The sequence below is a fragment of the Microcystis sp. M079S1 genome (assembly GCF_020246425.1).
GTDB lineage: Bacteria > Cyanobacteriota > Cyanobacteriia > Cyanobacteriales > Microcystaceae > Microcystis > Microcystis aeruginosa.
Window position 1 is genome coordinate 1 of record NZ_JADBSZ010000210.1, and the last position, 14022, is coordinate 14022.

The 14022-nt window shown below is 44.7% G+C and carries 16 protein-coding genes and 1 pseudogene; 9 read left to right on the plus strand and 8 right to left on the minus strand.

The window, feature by feature from the left end:
• Positions 1-288: 288 nt before the first annotated feature.
• The 4 genes from IM456_RS14015 to IM456_RS14030 form a co-directional block, all read right to left on the minus strand.
• Complete coding sequence (locus tag IM456_RS14015; RefSeq protein WP_287693204.1) at positions 289-732, minus strand: type II toxin-antitoxin system YhaV family toxin; 444 nt, start codon at positions 730-732, stop codon at positions 289-291.
• The gene (locus IM456_RS14020; RefSeq protein WP_287693205.1) at positions 722-1042 is read right to left on the minus strand and encodes a hypothetical protein; all 321 of its coding nucleotides are present in this window, start codon (positions 1040-1042) and stop codon (positions 722-724) included. The genes IM456_RS14015 and IM456_RS14020 overlap by 11 nt, the downstream gene beginning before the upstream one ends.
• A gap of 81 nt (positions 1043-1123) precedes the next feature.
• Positions 1124-1369, minus strand: a complete 246-nt coding sequence (locus tag IM456_RS14025) for a hypothetical protein (RefSeq protein WP_287693206.1) — start codon at positions 1367-1369, stop codon at positions 1124-1126.
• Between the two features lie 94 nt (positions 1370-1463).
• On the minus strand, positions 1464-1973 hold the full coding sequence (locus tag IM456_RS14030) for a hypothetical protein (RefSeq protein ID WP_002797082.1): 510 nt from the start codon (positions 1971-1973) through the stop codon (positions 1464-1466).
• 266 nt (positions 1974-2239) lie between these two features.
• Here IM456_RS14030 and IM456_RS14035 point away from each other — a divergent pair, with 266 nt between their 5' ends.
• The 9 genes from IM456_RS14035 to IM456_RS14075 all read left to right on the plus strand — a co-directional run bounded on the left by IM456_RS14035 (position 2240) and on the right by IM456_RS14075 (position 11461).
• Positions 2240-2590 carry a coiled-coil domain-containing protein gene (locus IM456_RS14035; RefSeq protein WP_002797081.1) on the plus strand — a complete coding sequence of 117 codons (351 nt, stop codon included), beginning with the start codon at positions 2240-2242 and terminating at the stop codon, positions 2588-2590.
• A 12-nt stretch (positions 2591-2602) separates the two neighbouring features.
• Positions 2603-3430, plus strand: coding sequence for a septum site-determining protein MinC (gene minC / locus IM456_RS14040; protein ID WP_149986488.1), 828 nt, complete (start codon positions 2603-2605; stop codon positions 3428-3430).
• Positions 3431-3603: 173 nt separating this feature from the next.
• Complete coding sequence (gene minD / locus IM456_RS14045) at positions 3604-4404, plus strand: septum site-determining protein MinD (protein ID WP_002764793.1); 801 nt, start codon at positions 3604-3606, stop codon at positions 4402-4404.
• A 29-nt stretch (positions 4405-4433) separates the two neighbouring features.
• On the plus strand, positions 4434-4721 hold the full coding sequence (gene minE, locus IM456_RS14050; protein WP_147069276.1) for a cell division topological specificity factor MinE: 288 nt from the start codon (positions 4434-4436) through the stop codon (positions 4719-4721).
• Complete coding sequence (locus IM456_RS14055; RefSeq protein ID WP_147069277.1) at positions 4718-4906, plus strand: hypothetical protein; 189 nt, start codon at positions 4718-4720, stop codon at positions 4904-4906. The genes minE and IM456_RS14055 overlap by 4 nt, the downstream gene beginning before the upstream one ends.
• Positions 4907-5212: 306 nt before the next feature.
• Positions 5213-8269 (plus strand): phosphoenolpyruvate carboxylase, encoded by a 3057-nt coding sequence (gene ppc, locus IM456_RS14060; RefSeq protein ID WP_149986453.1) that lies wholly within the window; start codon positions 5213-5215, stop codon positions 8267-8269.
• A 440-nt stretch (positions 8270-8709) separates the two neighbouring features.
• Complete coding sequence (gene glyA, locus IM456_RS14065; protein WP_287693207.1) at positions 8710-9993, plus strand: serine hydroxymethyltransferase; 1284 nt, start codon at positions 8710-8712, stop codon at positions 9991-9993.
• Between the two features lie 78 nt (positions 9994-10071).
• A complete protein-coding gene (locus tag IM456_RS14070; protein ID WP_002732067.1) occupies positions 10072-11136 on the plus strand; it encodes a glycosyltransferase family 4 protein in 1065 nt (354 codons plus the stop codon).
• Positions 11137-11203: 67 nt separating this feature from the next.
• A complete protein-coding gene (locus IM456_RS14075) occupies positions 11204-11461 on the plus strand; it encodes a DUF4164 domain-containing protein (protein ID WP_287693208.1) in 258 nt (85 codons plus the stop codon).
• An 11-nt stretch (positions 11462-11472) separates the two neighbouring features.
• On the opposite strand, the pseudogene IM456_RS14080 reads toward IM456_RS14075, so the two are convergent.
• The 4 genes and pseudogenes from IM456_RS14080 to IM456_RS14095 form a co-directional block, all read right to left on the minus strand.
• Positions 11473-11739: pseudogene (locus IM456_RS14080) on the minus strand (ISAs1 family transposase); the annotation flags it as partial.
• 230 nt (positions 11740-11969) lie between these two features.
• Positions 11970-12389 (minus strand): YraN family protein, encoded by a 420-nt coding sequence (locus tag IM456_RS14085; protein WP_149986447.1) that lies wholly within the window; start codon positions 12387-12389, stop codon positions 11970-11972.
• Positions 12390-12617: 228 nt separating this feature from the next.
• On the minus strand, positions 12618-12995 hold the full coding sequence (locus IM456_RS14090; RefSeq protein WP_149986445.1) for a DUF3110 domain-containing protein: 378 nt from the start codon (positions 12993-12995) through the stop codon (positions 12618-12620).
• 79 nt (positions 12996-13074) lie between these two features.
• Positions 13075-13536 (minus strand): DUF2996 domain-containing protein, encoded by a 462-nt coding sequence (locus IM456_RS14095; protein ID WP_149986442.1) that lies wholly within the window; start codon positions 13534-13536, stop codon positions 13075-13077.
• Between the last annotated feature and the right edge of the window lie 486 nt (positions 13537-14022).

The window sequence follows — 14022 nt, forward strand, 5'->3', positions numbered from 1 at the left end:
ACTAAATCCTTATCTGGCAAGAGATTTAATTGATTAGTTCGCTCCAGATCGCAAACAATTGACAAAAATTGCGGTAATGTCTGTTTCTATAAGGGTTTCATCCCTTATAACCCCCGTCCATTGCATAACACAAACCGAAGAACCATAATTAGGAAAATGCACTACTATCATATCATCTTAGTGCGATCGTCGATCTCATGCTAATGTTAGATCGCAATCTTTCTGTGGAGGCGCAGTTGAAAGTGTATCTGTGGGTTACGATCGCTTTTTCAACCACCTTATCACTAGCTAATCTTCTTGGCTATCAAGGATTAAAGCGTCAAGAGAACTGGGAAAATCACCTCGCTCAACCATTTTTGTGAAGGCTTTATAACAATCATTTTTATCCCCTTGTTTGCGAGGATAGCCTAGCCATAAAACAAAAATTGCTTTACACTCCTTGGTTTGTATAGCCCGAAAGAATAAGCGATAACGGTCAGGTAGTCCCATCTTTTTGACTCTTCCGTAATGCTTGAGCGCCCCAGTCAGAGCAAAATGGGAAGCAAAAGGGTCGAGAGGGATTTTTTCTTTAATGGCGACCATAATCGCCCTGTAGAGTTTGACTGTAGAATGAGTACGGTATGCTTCTGTTGGCAAGGTGTTTTTTAGTTTACGAACCTCAACTTGTAAATCGCGGCGTTGTTGCCCAAAAAGTCTTTTAATAAAGTAGATTCGCCAACCGTTAACTATCAAGTTCTACTCCTGTCATCAACTCTTCATCGACCGCCGCCATCGCTTCCGTATAAGCTTCTAACTCAGCATCAGGATTTAATAGGGCTTGCTTGGTCAGAAAATCTAAAAATAAACTCATCATCAGTTCATCTTCCTCCTGTTCTAGAGATTGAGGCTGTAAGCGGACTAATAAGGTATCAGGGCTGATAACTTCAACAGCACCTTTAGCTTCCTTAAACTGGGGATTATCCTTAAAAAAACTGGCACTCAAACGGAAACCTGAAGCATTGCCTATCCTAGCCCAGGTTAGATTGTATTGTTTGTTACTCATGATTTTAGGCAAAGTTTACTACATATCATGTTATTACATAATTTAATAACATACAAGGTTGCCCAGTTTCTCTACCGCGTTTTAGCTGAACTTCCCCCATACATATATACTATAGGGGAGCGCGCCGAGAAAGCCATCGAGTAAAACTAGCGGATTTCGATTTAACACCGCGTAATGAAAAAAGTTCCGATTTTTGCCGTGGTGTACCGCAGCGTGAAACTTGCCGAAAACGTGTTCCGGAACATGGTAGAGAAACGTAGAAATTAAATCACCGAGTAGCAAGAGCGCTAGGGTGATCAGGATGGCTTTTAGTATAAGTAGTATCAAAATTTTCCCCTTAATTTTCCGCTCGATCGTGTTTTGCAATTTACTATAAAAGAGAAAGTTAAATTTTTCTTTATGATTAAGTTAATTTTTAAAATCACGCCTTATATGAGTTGCCCAAAGGGTTGAACAGGAGTCTGCTCAAAGGATGGACACAAAGTCCCTCAACTTTCTTTCTGAGCAATCGCTCCAAGTTGCGTCCTGTATTCTGCACCTCATTGAAAACCCCCTCAATCCGTTCTCGAAAATGTTGAAGAAGTCGCTCAAAGACGGGAGAAGTTTGTTGATGTTGATTGACTCTCTTAGCTGTAGAGACTCGATTACCTGTGGTTCTTGATATCTCAGTCTGCCAATCAGTACCAATAAACCCCTTGTCGGCTAGGATATTGTTGCCTTGAATGAACTGCAATACGGATTCTGCTGCGGGAGCGTTCGTCAGTATGAGCAGGGACGAGGGAATAAACCAAAAGGTCAACATTTCACTATCACTGAAACTAGGCTCAGGTCCAGGCAGCATGGGAGTCAAGCGATATCCCTGTTCTTGATACCAGTCATCCACCAGGACATAAATAATAGTCAAGAGGGTGGGAGCATCTATCCTATTCATGGGAGGCCTCATGCTTTGGAGTGATTAAGCTAAACGGCTTTTACTTCGGATCACCGATATAGACTCCAAAAGGGTTATAGCTATTGGATCATGCAGGTTAAGCGCCGTTTAGCTTACCTTTATCGTGATGCCTCCCTTTGATTTTACAAACCTCTCTATCTCACATCAGCCGTAATTCCTAATTCATAATTCCTAATTCCCACTGCTGCCGGCTGCTCAAGGTTCATAATTAAAGAAACATCTATACTGATAGCCAGTTAATTTTTATGAAAACTGTTGCCGATACGGACTTGCAAAGGCTAGAAGACTTAATTATCAACGGACAAAAAGCGATCGAGACTCGTTTCACGGCGATCGAGACTCGTTTCACGGCGATCGAGAATAATATCGTCGAAATTAAGGCTGATATTAAGGAAATCAAGCAAGATGTTAAATCCCTAGAGATAGGACAGGCCAAATTAACCGAAAGAGTCGAAGGGATGGATAATCGCCTCAAAATAGTTGAGGGCAGTCAAAAAAATCAAATTTGGGCATTGATAACCATTTTAGGGGGTTCACTGATTACCGCTTCCGTCGGTTTGCTGATCGCTATTTTACGCTTTGTCTTGTTTAAGTAAAAAATTATGGCTATGGATGAAACTAAAACCGGAATAAATCAAGAAATCGACTCAGAAACCGAAAAAATTGAGCCATCAGCCTCGGTAATAGAGAGATACGCCCAAATCCACTTAAAAAGCGAGGGTGAGAAATTGGTGCTAATTTTGCCCAAAACCAGCGCCGGGGAGACAAGTCAGGATTGGACAGATATCTTGACAGGATTAAAATATTATCTCCGTAATAGCGGCCAAAACAGCCCCGCTAGAACACCAGTACACCTACGGGCCAACGATCGCCTGATGGATACGCGCCAACTACAAGCGATCGCCACAATTTTAGACAGCGCCGAATTACCCCTGCACACCATCCAAACCCAAAGAAGACAAACCGCAGTGGCAGCGGCAACTATGGGTTACAATGTCGAACAAATGCGATCAAATACCGGGGTTTTCGGGGACGAGCAACCGCTGCCATCCCTCCTCGCCGAACCTTTGTACTTAAAAACCACCCTGCGATCAGGTGTAGAAATCCGTCACCCGGGTACAGTGATAGTCATGGGCGATGTCAACCCCGGCGGATCGATCGTCGCTGATGGCGATATATTAGTTTGGGGGGGGTTACGCGGTGTGGCCCATGCCGGATTCCGCGGCGATCGAGCAGCGGTAATTATGGCCCTGCGAATCGACTTAACTCAACTGAGGATCGCTGAATTAGTGGCACGCGCTCCGGCTTTAGATAGCGATCGCATGGAACCAGAAATTGCCTGTATCAGCGAAGGAGGAATCCGCATCATTGGGGCTTATAATTTTTCCAGAACCTACACCTTTAAAGATAAAGTTGGATGGGTAGAAAAAAAGTGATCAGTGACCAGTAAACAGTGATCAGTAAATAGTGATTCAGTGACCAGTAAAAATAGGGATTAACTGCGTTGAAATGAAAAACTCTATCAAACCAATAACTGATAGCTGATAACTGATAAATGATAACCGGTAACTGATCACTGATAACTGATAACTGATAACTGATATAAATTATGGCTCGTGTAATTGTGGTGACATCGGGAAAGGGAGGAGTTGGTAAAACGACAGTAACGGCGAACTTAGGTTCAGCCTTATCTCAATTAGGCTGTCGAGTCGCCCTTGTCGATGCTGATTTCGGACTGAGAAATCTCGATTTATTGTTAGGATTAGAACAGCGTATCGTTTATACTGCCCTCGATGTGGTGGCGGGAGATTGTAGCCTTGATAAAGCTTTAGTTAAGGATAAAAGACAGGAAAATCTGGTCTTATTACCGGCGGCACAAAACCGTACCAAAGAGGCAATTACTGCCGATCAAATGAAGGATTTAGTCGCCCAATTGTCAAAAAGTTATGACTATGTATTGATTGATTGCCCGGCAGGAATTGAAATGGGTTTTCGCAATGCGATCGCCGCTGCCCAAGAAGCGATCATCGTTACTACTCCGGAAATGTCGGCGGTGAGAGATGCCGATCGCGTGGTGGGATTACTAGAAAGCGAAGATATTAAGAGTATCCGTCTGATTGTCAACCGGCTGCGGCCAGAAATGATCCAACTTAACCAGATGATCAGCGTCGAGGATATTCTCGACCTCTTGGTAATTCCCCTGTTGGGGATTATTCCCGACGATCAAAGAATTATTATTTCCACTAATAAAGGGGAACCATTAGTATTAGAGGAGAAGACCTCTCTCCCCTCCATGGCCTTTAGAAACATTGCCCAGCGTTTACAGGGTCGCGATGTGCCGTTTCTAGATTTAATGGCCGGTCAAGAAGGTTTTCTTACTCGTCTGCGTCGTCGCTTGTTTGGGCCTTAAACTCTCTCATCTCAACCCCTTAACCTACTATGAATGACCTGATCGATAAACTTCTAGCATGGCGCGGTTCGGGCAAAAGTGGCGACCAAGCTAAAAAACGCTTAAAACTTATTCTGGCCCATGATCGCGCCGATCTTAGTCCCGAACTTCTTAATATGATGCGTCAAGAAATCTTAGAAGTGGTCAGTCGTTATCTTGATATCGACACCGAGGAAACCGAGTTGATCCTAGAAAGTGACCAACGGACTACAGCCCTGATTGCTAATTTTCCGATTCGTCGCATCAAACGCCGTCCTTTAACCGAGAAATTGCCATGAAAACTCAACCGATCGAGCTTTTGCTTAGTCTAGCGGTCAGTCCCTTTCTTTTATCCTACTTGGGACTACGTTCTATTAATAATTGGTTGATAGAAGTCGGGAAAGACAGCGAGGAAATCTTTCGGGGCGATCGCTTGCCGCTGCTCAATATTCCCGATCAGTTACCGGTCAACAGTGACCAATAATCCAAGAAAAAAGTCCTTTTGACCCCTGAAAAGAGGCAAAAATAGTGAAATTTTTGTTAAAAATAGGAAAAAATGTGATTCTTTGGGATACAATCTCATTTCTGACAAACCCTAAGAAATAATCCCGATCGATCAGTTATCAGTGATCAGTTATCAGTTATCAATGATCAGATTCGAGTTTTCAGTGAATAGTATTAAGGGGCAAGTTCTGAGCTTTCTTTTTACTGATTACTGATTACTGATTACTGATTACTGATTACTGATTACTGATTACTGATTACTGATTACTGATTACTGATTAAAATTATGAGCGTCCTTGTCCCCTCGACCGAAACCGAACAGGATATTTTCACCACTTCCAACCTGTTTCTGCAGCAAAGACTGAAATTAATCGAAGATTTATGGAAAGAAGTCTTAGTCTCGGAATGTGGTCAAGAATTAGTCGATTTACTGGAATTACTGCGCCATCTCTGTTCTGAGGAAGGACAAGTGACCGATGATAGTCCGGAAGCAATGATCGCCAAAATGATCGAAGACTTGGAACTAGGGGAAGCGATCAAAGTTACCCGCGCTTTTGCCCTCTATTTCCAGTTAATAAATATAATCGAACAACACTACGAACAAAGGGATCAGCAACTACTGCGACGGACGGTGATCGGGGAAGAAAACGAAAGTCCCAAGGCTGACCCAACGCAAAAAAGCCTTTTAGCCACCATTGTCGGGGCCGATTGGCTAGAAAAAACCCTGAACGAGTCCGATCACTCCGGCCCAAAATCGGGACTATTTCACTGGTTATTTCCCTATCTCAAACAGGTGAACGTCCCCCCCCAGGAAATCCAGCGTCTTCTCGATCAGTTAGATATTCGTCTGGTTTTCACGGCCCACCCCACGGAAATTGTCCGTCATACCATTCGCATTAAACAGCGCCGTATCTCAGGCATTCTCGAAAAACTCGACCAAGCAGAAGAAATCTTTCGCAGTATGGGGTTAACTAACTCCAGAGAAGCACAGACAGTCACCAAACAGTTAAAAGAAGAAATACGTTTTTGGTGGCGAACAGATGAACTACACCAATTTAAACCCACCGTCGTCGATGAAGTGGATTATGCCCTGCACTACTTCGATGAAGTTCTCTTCGATTCCCTACCCCAGTTAACCCTACGTCTGCAGCAAAGTCTAGAATCCTCCTTTCCCCGTTTACGAGCGCCGAAAAATAACTTCTGTCGCTTCGGTTCTTGGGTCGGGGGAGATCGGGATGGCAATCCCTCCGTTACCCCTGAAGTCACCTGGAAAACCTGCTGTTATCAGCGCAATCTCGTTATTAAAAAATATCTCGATGCTATTCGCGACCTGACCAGTATTTTAAGTGCCTCCCTGCACTGGTGTCACGTCTTGCCGGAGTTACTGGACTCCCTGGACAGAGATAAACAGCAAATGCCCGAAATCTATAGCCAGTTAGCAATCCGCTACCGTCAGGAACCCTATCGCCTCAAATTGGCCTTTATTCAAAAACGTCTGGAAAATACGCGCGATCGCAATGATCGCCTCAATGACCCGGAAGAACGACAATTATTAACTAAACTCAACGAAACCAACATCTATCGCTCCGGTTCCGAGTTTTTAGCCGAATTACAGCTATTAAAGCGCAGTCTCTTTCAAACCGGTCTTTCTTGTCAAGAACTCGATCGACTGATCGCCCAAGTAGAGATTTTTGGCTTTGTCCTGACTCAGTTAGATTTTCGGCAGGAATCCACCCGTCACGCCGAATGTATCGAAGAAATCGCCGAATATCTCGGAGTTTTACCCAAACCCTACGGTCAATTAACCGAATCAGAAAAAATCGCCTGGTTAGTGGGGGAATTAAAAACCCGTCGGCCCTTAATTCCCCGGGAAATGCCCTTCTCGGAAAGAACCTGCGAAACCATTGAAACCCTGCGAGTTTTAAGAAGTCTGCAAGGGGAATTTGGTCTGGAAATCTGCCAAACCTACATTATCAGCATGACCAACGAGGCCAGCGATGTGCTAGAAGTGCTGTTATTAGCCCAAGAAGCCGGTTTATACGACCCCGCCACTAGCCGCAGTTCCCTGCGCATCGTTCCCCTCTTTGAAACCGTCGATGACCTCAAACACGCCCCCGGCATCATGCAGACTTTGTTTGAATTGCCCCTCTATCGGGCAACCCTAGCTGGCGGTTACGACCATTTAGCGGCTTTAAACGGGGAGGACGTGACCCCGGAACCTGCCATCTTGGAACCGAGTAATTTACAGGAGATTATGGTGGGTTACTCCGATAGTAATAAAGATTCCGGCTTTTTGAGCAGTAATTGGGAAATTCATAAGGCCCAGAAGGCTTTACAAAAAACCGCTAAACAATACGGCGTGAATCTACGTCTTTTTCATGGCCGGGGCGGTTCCGTCGGTCGGGGTGGTGGACCGGCCTACGCCGCTATCCTCGCCCAACCCCGGGGAACGATTAACGGTCGCATTAAAATCACCGAACAAGGCGAGGTTTTAGCCTCGAAATACTCTTTACCAGAATTGGCCTTGTATAACCTCGAAACGGCCGTAACGGCAGTCATACAGGCAAGTTTACTGGGCAGTGGTTTTGATGATCTCGAACCCTGGAATCGCATCATGGAGGAGTTGGCCACCCGTTCACGGCAAACCTATCGCAGTTTGATTTATGAAGAACCGGACTTTTTAGACTTCTTTCTGTCCGTAACTCCCATTCCTGAAATTAGTCTTTTACAGATTAGTTCCCGACCGGCGCGCCGGAAAAGTGGTCAACAGGATTTAAGTACCCTGCGGGCAATTCCCTGGGTATTTAGTTGGACCCAAACCCGTTTTCTTTTACCGGCTTGGTATGGTTTAGGGACAGCTTTACAGATGTTTCTCGATGATTCTCCTAGCAGAAATTTGGAATTGTTACGCCATTTTTATCACAAGTGGCCTTTCTTCCAGATGGTGATTTCTAAGGCAGACATGACTCTATCGAAGGTAGACCTACAGATGGCCTATCACTACGTCAGTGAACTTTCTAAACAGGAAGATCGAGAACGTTTTCAACGTCTGTTTGAAAGGATCAAAGAGGAATATAATCGCACTAGCGAGATTGTTCTCCAGATCACCGGCGAGAAACATTTATTGGATAATGATCCGAATTTACAGCGCTCGGTGCAGTTACGCAACGGTTCGATCGTTCCCCTCGGTTTCCTACAGGTGTCTCTCCTGAAGCGTTTACGTCAATACAACAGTCAAGCTCAATCCGGTGTGATTCATTTCCGCTATTCTAAAGAGGAGTTATTAAGGGGTGCTTTAATGACGATTAATGGTATTGCCGCAGGGATGAGAAATACCGGTTGATTACAGATAATTAATGGTAATTTTCGGGGGGGTTATCTTGAAGGTAATCCACCCTCTTTTTTGGATTTGTCAACTTTTTGTAGAACTTCTACTAAGTTGTTATTTTTAAAGGGAAAATCACCGCTAAAATTGGGCATTATTTCCAATTTTATCACTCAATCTAAACCTTCGGTGGTTCTACCGAAAACCCAAAGTATTCGGCATCAATAACTGTAATTTTTATCTTGCTTTTAACTGGCAACTTCTCTTAAATTAGCTAATATTACTATTACTTATTGACTAAAAATGAATATTTTACCGCTAACAGTTGACAATCGACGATCGATCCCGAAGAGAAGCAATTAAGCTCACTGGTGTGTCGGAAGATTAGAGATTGTGCCAAAATGGAGAAAGTGACCCAATGATTACAGGTAAATTGTTAAAGAAAGGATCGAGTAACCGTGACTGATACGAACTTAGATATACTATCCTTGACCGATCCAGCGATCGCGGGGATTCTGCAAAAAGAACTGCAACGTCAAAGAGATCACCTAGAATTAATCGCTAGTGAAAACTTTACCTCGGCTGCCGTCATGGCCGCCCAAGGTTCGGTTTTAACCAACAAATACGCGGAAGGACTGCCCAAAAAACGCTACTATGGCGGTTGCGAATACATTGACGAAGCGGAACAATTAGCGATCGATCGGGTTAAACGACTATTTGGGGCAAACCACGCTAACGTACAACCCCACTCCGGTGCCCAAGCTAATTTCGCCGTTTTCCTGACCCTCTTGCAGCCCGGCGATACGATTATGGGCATGGATCTCTCCCACGGTGGTCATCTTACCCACGGTTCCCCCGTTAACGTTTCCGGAAAATGGTTCCGAGTAGTACAGTACGGAGTAAGTCCCGAAAGCGAACTCCTGGACTACGATCTCATCCTTGACATCGCCCGCAAGGAAAAACCCAAACTAATTATCTGCGGTTATTCTGCCTACTCGCGCCGGATTGATTTTGAGAAATTCCGCGCCATCGCCGACGAAGTGGGGGCCTACCTGATGGCAGATATCGCCCATATTGCCGGTTTAGTGGCCACTGGTCATCATCCTAACCCCCTACCCTACTGTGATGTGGTAACTACCACCACTCACAAAACCCTGCGCGGACCTAGGGGTGGTTTAATTATGACCAAAGACGAGGAATTAGGCAAAAAATTCGATAAATCCGTCTTCCCCGGTACCCAAGGCGGGCCCCTAGAACACGTGGTCGCGGCGAAAGCGGTGGCTTTTGGGGAGGCCCTGAAACCGGAGTTTAAAATCTATTCGGGACAAGTAATCGCTAATGCCCAAGCTTTGGCAGGTCAGTTGAAGGCTAGAGGGATTAAAATTGTCACCGATGGTACGGATAATCACTTGATGTTACTCGATTTAAGATCCGTGGGCATGACCGGGAAAGAAGCCGATCGCTTGGTGAGTACGATCAATATTACCGCTAATAAAAACACTGTTCCCTTCGATCCCGAGTCTCCCTTTGTCACCAGTGGTCTGCGCTTGGGTTCCCCAGCTATGACCACCAGAGGACTAGGAGAAACGGAATTTATCGAGATTGGCAACATTATCGCCGATATTCTCCTTAATCCAGGTGATGAAGCCCTGAGAACTACTTGCCGTCAACGGGTAGCGAAACTCTGTGAAAGCTTCCCCCTCTATCCCCATCTCCATATTTCCGTCCCCGCCTTGGCCTAAAACGAGAGATAATAAAAACTCATAATTGGCGATTGTTCTTTGGTCGTCAATTGTGAATTAAATCGCCCCCCAATTCCCATGTCTGGAGATTTATACTATCTAATTGCTTTTCTGATCGCCCATACAGTGGTACTTTGGAGTACCCCCCTCGTCAGAACCGTCGGACTGAAAAGCGGTTACGTCGATAAACCCAACGAAAGGAAGGTCCATGAAAAGCCTATGGTTCGACTGGGGGGAGTTTCGATTTTTGTCGGCGCGTTAACTGCCCTCCTGATCGTTTGGTGGTTGGGAGGGTTTGCCGGTTTAAACAGCGATCGAGAATGGGAAGTGTGGGGCGTAACCCTAGGCGGTTTGGGCTTTTTCCTCATCGGTCTAGCGGATGATCTTTTTAATCTTTCGCCGCTCAATCGTCTGGTAATGCAGTTTAGCGTCGCTTTTCTAGCTTGGCAAGCCGGGGTAAGGATCGATTTCCTCTCTATTCCCTTCGGCGATTTATTACAAATTCATTGGCTAAGTTTACCGATTACTCTCCTCTGGTTAGTGGGGATGGCTAACGCGATTAACTGGATTGACGGTTTAGATGGATTAGCGGCGGGGGTTTCGGGTATATCTGCCGTGGTGATTTTGATTGTAACTTTGGTGATGGGACAACCGGCCGCCGCTATTATCGCCGCCGCTTTAGCGGGTGGGGCCTTGGGTTTTCTGCGTTACAATTTTAACCCCGCCCAAATTTTTATGGGGGATGGTGGGGCCTATTTTATGGGTTTTACCCTCGCGGGTGTGGCGGTGATTGGATTGGCTAAAACCACTGCTGTGACTACCGTTGCCGTTACCGCCGTCTTATTACCCTATCTCATCCTCGCGGTTCCTCTCCTCGATATGTCCACGGTGATTATTTCCCGCCTCAAACGCGGAAAATCCCCTTTTGTGGCTGATAAACGTCATTTACACCATCGTTTACTGAAAGCGGGTATCTCTCACCGTCTGACAGTATTATTTATCTACGCCCTAACTCTCTGGGTGGGCAGTTTAGCCCTCGGTTTCTCCAATGTTCCCAGTGGTTGGGGTTTTGCCTTTGGCGCGACTCTCCTCCTCGGTTACGTCGGTTGGCAAGTCTGGCGCAATCGTGGCAGTGAACCGTAAGCCATCTTAAACTAGAAAAAAGATTAATAATTAAGATAGCGGCAGGATAACTCTGGGAGTTTAGCAAATGTCTAACGAAACCGTAACTTATTCCCTTGAAACGGTCCTCAAGGAAATCAAAGACAGCATCAAGGAAGTCAACCACAAAGCTGATAAAATCGATCAACGTCTGACAAAATTAGAAATCGGACAGGCCGAACTTAAAGGAGAAATTAAAGCTTTAGATGAGCGACTAAGCACAAAAATTGACGGATTGACCGCTAGAGTTGCCTATCAGGAGTTTACTAATCGAGGCATTTTGATCGCCCTTGTTGTGGCAGGGTAAGAGCATCTCAATTAGGCTTGACAAAAGGATTTCAGCACAGCGATCATATAGTTATTATCCATGGCCGCCCGTTTGCTTTTTTGTGCCATACTACGTTGGTAAGTCGATTCTTGGTTAAGAGCGTTAAGTGCGACGCGTCTCAAGAAGGCAAAATTACGAGGGCTGTGGCCGGAGCAAATCCGACATTGATCTTCATTAAAAGTAACATCTAAAATCCAATCAACTGGATTTTCAATCCCCCAATGTTTACGAATAGCATTACCTATTTTTTGGGCGTTGTCAGATCAGAATATGAAAGATTCAATGCAATCCTTGCTATCAAAGTAATTTCAGTTCCAAGCTGATTCGGATCATCTTTCAATTTGACAACGCCAGAAATCTTGATAGTTGACAGAGAGACTGTTGTGGGTTCCGTAAAACTCTATTGTATTGAGTCCGTTAATTTTTTAGGAGTCCATATCGTTTGTACAAGATTAGGCCCGCCTCCCTAGGCGGGCGTATTGTGTTTTTAGAAAACCGCCACGAGATATTCCTGTAAATGCAATTGATAACCTGCCTGTAGCTGACAGGGATAATCCAGGGAAAACTCAGGTAAAGCTAATAGAGAACTTTTTTGACAACTAACCAAAGCCACATCGAAACGACAGGTTAAATCGGAGCATTGGGGATAAAAGGAGAGAAATATCTGGGCAGCTTGGTAAATTTTCCCTTGTTTACGGTTATCGATTGCTAATTTGCCACCTAAATCCCAATTGCCAGCACTGCGGGTTTTCACCTCGACGAAAGCGAGAGTCGCCTGAGATTTAGACAAGACGATTAAATCGATTTCACCGCCAGGACTACGCCAACGACGCTGGAGGATATGCCATTGCTGTAATTGCAACCAATCCGCCACCAAATTTTCGCCCAATTCCCCCACAGTTGTCATGTTCAGTTATCAGTTAAGTAGTCGGACATAAATTCTGTTGTCTATCTTAAGAAATGTAAATTGCCGCAATTCTTACTGACTCCTCACTCCTGACTCCTGACTCCTTACCCCACAGTTAACTTTACTTTTGTCCAACTACTTATCAGTTATCAGTTATCAGTTAGAAGCTATAGGTGGTGAGTGTTCAGATTTGACTGGTTACTGATTACTGTTTACTGAATCACTGGATCACAAAAGTCCTTCTAGACGACGACGGATGCTGTCTAACTCCGCATCGGGAATCTCGGAAAACTCCTCCTCGGCGGGGGGGACTTCCTCTTTTTGCCAATCCAACTCTGAGGCATTGCTTTCGGGGGGAATTACCAACATACCCGCTTCAATCATTTCCGCTTGATAGCCGGCGCCGCGACAAAATTCTTCCACTTCCTCCGAATCAATTTTCTCTACCGTGGGAGTCGGAAAATCCTGTGCCTCTAACAGTAGAGCATAACGGGTGGCATCATCTTCTGATTCAAACATCAATACCTTATTGATAGCTCCCATTTGAATCGTGTGGATACCTTCGTTTTCCGTACCCGCATTAAAAAGTAGTACAAATACACGCATAATTACTATTAGCGATCGATAAGCAGTGGTCGTCTATGCTCATTTTACCTCCCTTCTCGATCGCTAATCCTCGGCAATTTTAGTTTCTCGTCAACCACTTTTGACCGTTAAGCCGTTGCAGGGTGTAAAACAACAGTAAATCAAGACTAACTTTCCTTTCATCGATCATAAATGATTCAAGCGTACTAGGTTGAGTGCCGCCCTCAGCTTGCGAAAAAGCTTTTTTACCGTTGATGTCTTCTTGCAAAAAATAAATGCTAAATTGACGCATTCCATTGAGCCAATTGCCGGTTAACTGCCAACAGGGAGAGCTAGAAAAGCCCTGCACGGGAATTTTATCCTGTTTAAAGGACAGCTTTATATCAGTTATACCCAGCTTTTGCAAGGCTGCCGCCAGTGCGGGCTGAAAATGCTGCTCGATAAATTCAGCGAAGGGTTTTTCCTCGACGGTAGGCTCCTTGGGCTTTTTAGCAGCCGCGGGTTTAGCCGGTTTTTCTGCTTCTGCTGCCGGAGTTGCGGGGGTGGTGGTTTCTTCTGCCATAGGAATTAATCAGGAATGGGTAGGTAGCTACAATTATATTTTCTCCCGGGTTATCAGTTATCAGTTTTTTAGCTAAGTAAGTGGTTCTAATTAAATAGAAGATAGATTTTGCCTTTGATCCCCCCGCCGATAGGCGCTGTCCATTAGTCACATCCTTCTTAACATTTCAAACCTTTGTAGCACAAGGCTTTCAAGACTCGGTTAACAATCTGTAATATTCCTTGTTGACACCCTTACTGACAAAGAAAAAACTGAAATCAAGTCAGGATAAGGGTTGGACTGCTTACTGACAAAATTATTAAGAAAGATCCCTATACCTTAACTCCCTCCATACATATGTACCATAATAGCCGAAAACCCTTATCCATCAATGGATGCACCCCCTTAACTTTTCTTAATGTACCCATGTAATTTGTAACATTTCTTAATGGACAAGAATTCTCTCCATTTGCTAAAATGATAGCCATGTATATAGAAAAAGTTCCT

Bases quoted from the DNA above. Each gene is read 5' to 3' on its own strand.
- ppc (WP_149986453.1), top strand. From the start codon at position 5,213: ATGAGCGTCCTTGTCCCCTCGACCGAAACCGAACAGGATATTTTCACC.
- minD (WP_002764793.1), top strand. From the start codon at position 3,604: ATGGCTCGTGTAATTGTGGTGACATCGGGAAAGGGAGGAGTTGGTAAA.
- IM456_RS14020 (WP_287693205.1), bottom strand. From the start codon at position 1,042: ATGAGTAACAAACAATACAATCTAACCTGGGCTAGGATAGGCAATGCT.
- IM456_RS14030 (WP_002797082.1), bottom strand. From the start codon at position 1,973: ATGAATAGGATAGATGCTCCCACCCTCTTGACTATTATTTATGTCCTG.
- minE (WP_147069276.1), top strand. From the start codon at position 4,434: ATGAATGACCTGATCGATAAACTTCTAGCATGGCGCGGTTCGGGCAAA.
- IM456_RS14075 (WP_287693208.1), top strand. From the start codon at position 11,204: ATGTCTAACGAAACCGTAACTTATTCCCTTGAAACGGTCCTCAAGGAA.
- IM456_RS14085 (WP_149986447.1), bottom strand. From the start codon at position 12,389: ATGACAACTGTGGGGGAATTGGGCGAAAATTTGGTGGCGGATTGGTTG.
- IM456_RS14090 (WP_149986445.1), bottom strand. From the start codon at position 12,995: ATGCGTGTATTTGTACTACTTTTTAATGCGGGTACGGAAAACGAAGGT.
- IM456_RS14095 (WP_149986442.1), bottom strand. From the start codon at position 13,536: ATGGCAGAAGAAACCACCACCCCCGCAACTCCGGCAGCAGAAGCAGAA.
- IM456_RS14070 (WP_002732067.1), top strand. From the start codon at position 10,072: ATGTCTGGAGATTTATACTATCTAATTGCTTTTCTGATCGCCCATACA.
- IM456_RS14055 (WP_147069277.1), top strand. From the start codon at position 4,718: ATGAAAACTCAACCGATCGAGCTTTTGCTTAGTCTAGCGGTCAGTCCC.
- minC (WP_149986488.1), top strand. From the start codon at position 2,603: ATGGATGAAACTAAAACCGGAATAAATCAAGAAATCGACTCAGAAACC.
- IM456_RS14035 (WP_002797081.1), top strand. From the start codon at position 2,240: ATGAAAACTGTTGCCGATACGGACTTGCAAAGGCTAGAAGACTTAATT.